Source organism: Microcystis sp. M31BS1, assembly GCF_020245285.1.
Taxonomy (GTDB): domain Bacteria; phylum Cyanobacteriota; class Cyanobacteriia; order Cyanobacteriales; family Microcystaceae; genus Microcystis; species Microcystis panniformis.
This window is the reverse complement of the sequence record NZ_JADBVE010000404.1, coordinates 1-5747: the sequence shown is the minus strand read 5'-3', so window position 1 is coordinate 5747 and position 5747 is coordinate 1. Positions and strand designations below refer to the sequence as shown.

Sequence of the window (5747 nt, the reverse complement as noted above, 5' to 3'; positions counted from 1 at the left end):
ATTATTCCTCCCATCGAGAGCTATTCTGAATTGTAAGTTATAACTATTATAATCTCATTTCTCTTTGTGATCAAGTTGAAGATTTTCTAGTTTTTGACTGCTATAAGTATTAATACTCATTGCATAAGTGAGATGCTCCCATATAAATCTCTCCTTTTAACTCTCAAAAAGTGTCATCTATAATATTTTTAGCCGACAAGTTCTTGGGCTTTCTGAGAAAGAACCTCATCCATCCAAGCATTGATACTTTTACCTTTTTTAGTTGCTGCTAAATAGATTTTACGATGAATTTCGGGGGTTGTTTGATAAGGTAGCTTTCCTGAAAAAGGTTGATCGGGTTCTTCTCCTAATTCTTGGCAAAATTCTAGATAGTCATCAACAGATTCATGAAAACACTGTACAGCTTCTTCAATAGTTTTGCCGTGAAAAGTAATCACATCTTTAATGTCAATGACGATTCCAGAGATCAGATTATCGTCAAAGTCAATTTCAAATTTACCTGTATATCCTTTATAAGTTGTGGTGTACATAGTTTTTGTTTCTCTCAATAAATAATCAATAATTGAGGCAATTAAATGATATTAGCATTTTCTAAAAAGAGGCTTATATCCTTGTCTTAATTGCATTCAGAACTCGCTGTTGCTTTTTGTTCATTGAGTAAGGTTCAGTAACTTTTTTTCGTATTATATCAGTATTTTTAGAAAAAGGAAGACTCTCTACGGTATTATTTAATCTATCAATAGGATTGGTTTGAACCCTTTACTTGTAAAATCGTGCTTCGCTGTTCTATACTGGCGGAACCTGTCATCTCCAGGGTTCCTTCCAGCCGACATTTTAGGTAAAGTTCCAATATGAAAGATCGAGCCAATTCCCTGTATGAATCCGACTTCTACGGGTGGACAGAGCTACAAGCGAAAGCTCTAGCCAACCGACAGGTAGAAGCTCTGGACTGGCAAAACTTACGGGAGGAAATCATTTCCTTGGGTAAACAAGAATATCGAGAACTGGTGAGCCGTCTAACCGTTTTGGTAGGACATCTTCTCAAATGGGAATATCAGCCGGATAAACGTTCTCGTAGCTGGTTTTTGACGATTAGAGAACAGAGACGAGGGATCAGACGGCATCTAGAGGGTAATCCTAGTTTAAAATCCCGGATACCGACGGCTTTATCTGATGCTTTCGAGGCCGGAGTGGATTTGGCTTTGCGGGACACGGATTTACCGATACGGACTTTTCCCTCTCACTCTCCCTTCACCTTCGAGGACATCATGTCCGACCATTTCCTCTGCGATACGAGTCAGGATTGGTCGTAAATTTAACGGTTATACCGCCTCGACGGGTATCTGTATCTCAACAAGTAATTTAAATACGCGGGCAGCTGATTCTTTTTTCACTCTCTCCCCTCAATAATTTTAATTTCTTCCTCGCTTAATCCATAGAGTTTATAAACAATTAGATCGATCAATTCGTCGGTGGCGCTTAATTGTTGTTTTAGGGGCAAAAGTTTATCGAGACTGGTTTGATATTCTTTTTCTAAGGTTTCCTGTATTTGACGATCTAACAAGTTAACGCTAATTTTCTTTTTGTTCTTTTTCAGTATCTCCCACAGTTGATCCAAGCTAAGATGAGGTTCGCTTTTTTGGTAGTCACCGAGATAGTTTTGGATTTTTGATTTGTTGGTTAAATTATCGATCGCACTGCCGATTATTCTCTCTAAATATCTCAAAAAGCCTTTGATTTCTTTTTGTTTTTCCCGATTTATCTCGATCATTTGTTCTGCTAAGTATGCCAGAATATCATGGACTATATCGGTTTCCTCTCTCCTAATATATTCCTCGATTTCTTTTAATATCTCTTGCTTTTCTTGATAACTTTTGATAAGTTTCTCTAAGCAATGTTGACGGCGATCGCTTTTAGTGTTAAAAGATATTTTAGGAATAAAAATTACGTTTAGCTCGTAGGCATTAATATGATTAGTCGTACTTGTAAGGCTGAATCTCCATTCCGATAATTTTGAATTTAAAAAAGCTAGAACTGTTTCTAGTTTATATTGTGTATCTACAATATAACCAACTGTGTCAGAACAAAAAAATCCCTCTTGAATAGTTGTTGCTATTATCCGTCGATAATTATCGATTGCTGCACCTCTTTGATAGGCGATTCTTCTCTTTAAATGATCGTATGCTTTAACTTCTTTATTTGTACCACGTTTTTCAAGGAATTTTGTTTTATTTAAATACACTGGGTTTCCTTGTTTTGGCTTTTCGTAAAACTCATAACGACCTATATGCGCTCCACGAAGAACTATTTCACCTGGAGGATCATCTGATATAAATTCTTTGAATTGCTGATTGAACATAATCTCTCCAGGAGTCGGATAACCAATGGTTTTAAATAAAACACATCTAGGATTTTCACATAGGTTTAATAACAATTTCCAAGACTCCTGATTGACTGTTGGTATAGATAAATTATCAGGATCAAATTTATCGATTTTTTCAGCATTAGCATAATATCGACGAGAATGTTCTAGAATATCTTTGCCCTCATGAGTTCTCATCAAGAAATCTAGCGGTAATATGCCATTAAAAAGAACATACACACAAGTGGATAATTTTGCTTCACGAAAAACCCGATTATTGGGGTCATCTTTTTGCGGAAAAGCTTCAATACATATCAAACTGGTTTTTTGTAAAAGCTTACGTCTTAACTCAAATGTAAAACGATCACCTAGCAGTGACATAGGAACAATAAAGCTATGATAGCCATTTTTCTTGGCGAGATTTATAGCTTTGGCAATAAATAAACGATATAAGTTAACTCTAAATGCTCTAGCTTCTTTATAAATTTCTGTATTATCTATAAATTGTTTTTCGTCAATTACTCTACCGAGAGCGGATTCTGACAATTCATCATAAGGAGGATTACCAATTACTGCATCAAAACCGGGGTTATCCTTCCAAGAAGCGGAATCAAGATCGATAAAAACTTCAGGAAATTCCAGATCCCAATGAAAAAAGCGCTTACTTTTATATAAACTAGCTGCTTGGTCTAAAATTCCTTGATCTGATCGGGGTAACTTATCCCAATTAATTGCCGATATATTACCACCGTAGCGCTGCAAAAACTCGATAGCAGCTTTAACCCCAAAAAAGCGAGAGAGGAAAACATCTAATAAACGCTTGTAGGGTTTAGCTTGACTATCAAAATCACGGAATAACTGTTCACTTGCTTCCACTTCAGCAAAAGTCGCATCGCTGAGGGTACTAATTCCCCGCATAATTTCTGCTGCCCGAAGTAACCCGACAAAAGGGCCAGTTAAAAGAGTTAATTGACCACTTTCTTCCTCGATCATAGCGGCTTCTGCGTCCTTGGCGGTAGTTCCGATCAGAGAGTTCCCACAACGTAAATGATGATCCAAAAAACTCAAAGGTGCGCCCACTGTGAAAGAATGTAACCAGAGACTAACCTTGGCCAATTCTACAGCCATCGGATTGATATCCACCCCATAAATACAGCGCTTCATCACCACTCTCTGTAATAATTGCGTTGGTTCAAGGGTGGGAGAATCGAGAATAATTCCCTGTTGTCGGAGATTGTCGATAATGTTTTGTCGGGTGGTTTCCAACATGGTTAAAACGGGATTATCTTCGGGATAAAGATTGAGAATCTGGATTAACTCATCGGTGAGATAGTCCACTGCTTCCACTAAAAAATGTCCGCTTCCCATGGCGGGGTCACAGAGTTTAAGATCAAGTAAGGTAGTGATCGCTTTTTTTTCTAAGCGTTGTAGCTCTTTTTCTAATCCCTGCTGACTGAGATTTCCTAAACGTCTATCGCTGCTTTCTTGTCTTCGGGTGGCGATTTCTGTCATCACATCCCCGAACTGTCGCGCTCTTTGCTCTAAAATTGGTTTGAGGGTATGACTGACAATATATTTAACAATATAATCGGGAGTGTAATAGGAACCGGTGGCTTTTCTTTCTCCCCGATCATTTTCCAGATGCACCGATTCCCCCTCAATCACGATGCGATATTCCAGTAATCCTTCGTAAATTGATCCTAACTGTCGCACACCTAAAAAACTATAGTCGATCGGCTGTCCCTCAAAACGTGCTAACTTGTCTAGGATGGGCGCTAAAACCGCATCGGATAACTTGTATTGACCGAGAAAACAATTCACCCGGCCTTCTTCCATGTCAAATAAACCCCCGTTGTAACGAGGTACGGCTAAATTAGCATCCCCTCGATCGACAATGCGAAATAAACTGAGGAGAGCATCGTATATTCCCGTCGAGGTGCCACTAAAGACCTGCTGACGATCGATTTTAACGGCAATTTCTCGCGTCTTTTGCAATAAGCTGTAATCGCGATAGTCTCCCCTCACCGGCAGCAAGTCCCGCGCTTCTGCATAAAGAAGAAATAATAATTTATACAGCAGGGATAAACTTGCCTCATACAATAAATCTGGCTGTATGTCTGTATTTAATGATACAAAACCCTTAGAAATATCGGGAAAAATGCGATCGAAGACTAACTCTTTTAACTCGTTACCCACTCTGGTGGCATAGGTGGTACTTCCCTCCCGGATCCGTTCAAGGAAATTCTGACCGTGAATATCCTTAATAAAAGCCTCTTGACGGAAAAATAACCAGAAATACCGAAATTTTTGCCGGTCTCCCCCTTCTAATAGTTCCATCAAGTCCACTGGATAAAATTCCGTGGCTGTGGAGGACGCTTGACGGTAATATAAGCGCCATTCTCGACCATTGGTGAGAATCCCCCAATCTACTCCCGTCCCCGTCAGATAATTGGTGATCTGAAAGGAAGGATTACTATTTTTCCAGATATCTCGCTGATCGTTCTTAGAAACGTCACTAAGAGAACGTTGCCAGTATTTGGCCTCAGCGATCGCTAAAACTTGACTATAAAAGGCTCTTTCATTATTCTGGAGAGCATAGGCTTGATAACGGTCATTTTCTGTGGCAAATAGGGCATAATCTGGCCTTTCTGACCTTCCTTTTCCCCTACTGCTTACCTGCGGTATATAACTAAAACCGAGAATTTCTAGAATCGGTTGTATTAATTCTGCTTCCGTTTGCGCTTCGTTAAGAGTCGGCAAAATCGCCTTTTTTTGTTGATAAAGACTCTCTAAGCGGGAAAATGCCACGGATACATCCTCTTGCCATTCCGGAGAATCCGGCAGCCGATGCTCAAGATAGTGTTGAGAAAAAAGCGGTTTATTGCTTGCTTGTCCTGACATGGGCAATTATCCTAGCATTGAGGGTATCTAGCCTAAAAATGAAGGGTTCGCAGGCAGGCACGGATTCCCATTATACAAAAAGTATATGTCAAGTCTCCGATTTTGTCAAGAGTTTTGGCCAAAAAAAATCGCCAAGACTTACCACAGCCGTAGGTATATTGACATCCTCGCCGCCGTAAAACGGACGGCGATTCCTCACCACGCCACTTTTTTAGGGTGGTCGCGTCAACGGGGTTGACGCTTCACCGAAAAACGCTTAATTGCTTAAGTCTGACTCTTTCGACCCGTCCGTTTTGAGTGTCCGAATGCCCTCCGGCCACTTTGAACAAGTCGAAAAAATCTAATGTTCAACCTTATTTCCTAGAAAGTTTTACTCGTTCAAGGCCGAATTTGAATTCTTTTCTGAACAAAACCCCCTACTATCTGTTGTCAAGGTTCAGTTTTTAGCTTGGTTATCGCTTTTTCCATTGTAGCTTAAAGCCGT

Annotated in this window: 4 protein-coding genes; 2 read left to right on the top strand and 2 right to left on the bottom strand. The window is 39.7% G+C overall.

Annotation, left to right across the window (positions count from 1 at the left end; all coding sequences use genetic code 11):
• Positions 1–188 precede the first annotated feature (188 nt).
• Positions 189–530, bottom strand: a complete 342-nt coding sequence (locus tag IM509_RS22625) for a type II toxin-antitoxin system HicB family antitoxin (protein ID WP_002767352.1) — start codon at positions 528–530, stop codon at positions 189–191.
• Between the two features lie 321 nt (positions 531–851).
• On the opposite strand from IM509_RS22625, the gene IM509_RS22620 reads away from it, so the two are divergent.
• Positions 852–1313, top strand: a complete 462-nt coding sequence (locus IM509_RS22620; RefSeq protein ID WP_185237585.1) for a DUF29 domain-containing protein — start codon at positions 852–854, stop codon at positions 1311–1313.
• Between the two features lie 77 nt (positions 1314–1390).
• Here the strand turns inward: IM509_RS22620 and IM509_RS22615 are convergent, their stop codons facing one another.
• Positions 1391–5263: an Eco57I restriction-modification methylase domain-containing protein gene (locus IM509_RS22615; RefSeq protein ID WP_185237586.1), complete on the bottom strand. Its 3873-nt coding sequence runs from the start codon at positions 5261–5263 to the stop codon at positions 1391–1393.
• An 85-nt stretch (positions 5264–5348) separates the two neighbouring features.
• Here IM509_RS22615 and IM509_RS22610 point away from each other — a divergent pair, with 85 nt between their 5' ends.
• The gene (locus tag IM509_RS22610; protein WP_185237587.1) at positions 5349–5501 is read left to right on the top strand and encodes a hypothetical protein; all 153 of its coding nucleotides are present in this window, start codon (positions 5349–5351) and stop codon (positions 5499–5501) included.
• The last annotated feature ends 246 nt before the right edge of the window (positions 5502–5747 follow it).

What these genes read in the sequence shown, in the direction of transcription:
- IM509_RS22620 (WP_185237585.1), top strand. Translation starts at nt 852, where the DNA reads ATGAAAGATCGAGCCAATTCCCTGTATGAATCCGACTTCTACGGGTGG.
- IM509_RS22610 (WP_185237587.1), top strand. Translation starts at nt 5,349, where the DNA reads ATGTCAAGTCTCCGATTTTGTCAAGAGTTTTGGCCAAAAAAAATCGCC.
- IM509_RS22625 (WP_002767352.1), bottom strand. Translation starts at nt 530, where the DNA reads ATGTACACCACAACTTATAAAGGATATACAGGTAAATTTGAAATTGAC.
- IM509_RS22615 (WP_185237586.1), bottom strand. Translation starts at nt 5,263, where the DNA reads ATGTCAGGACAAGCAAGCAATAAACCGCTTTTTTCTCAACACTATCTT.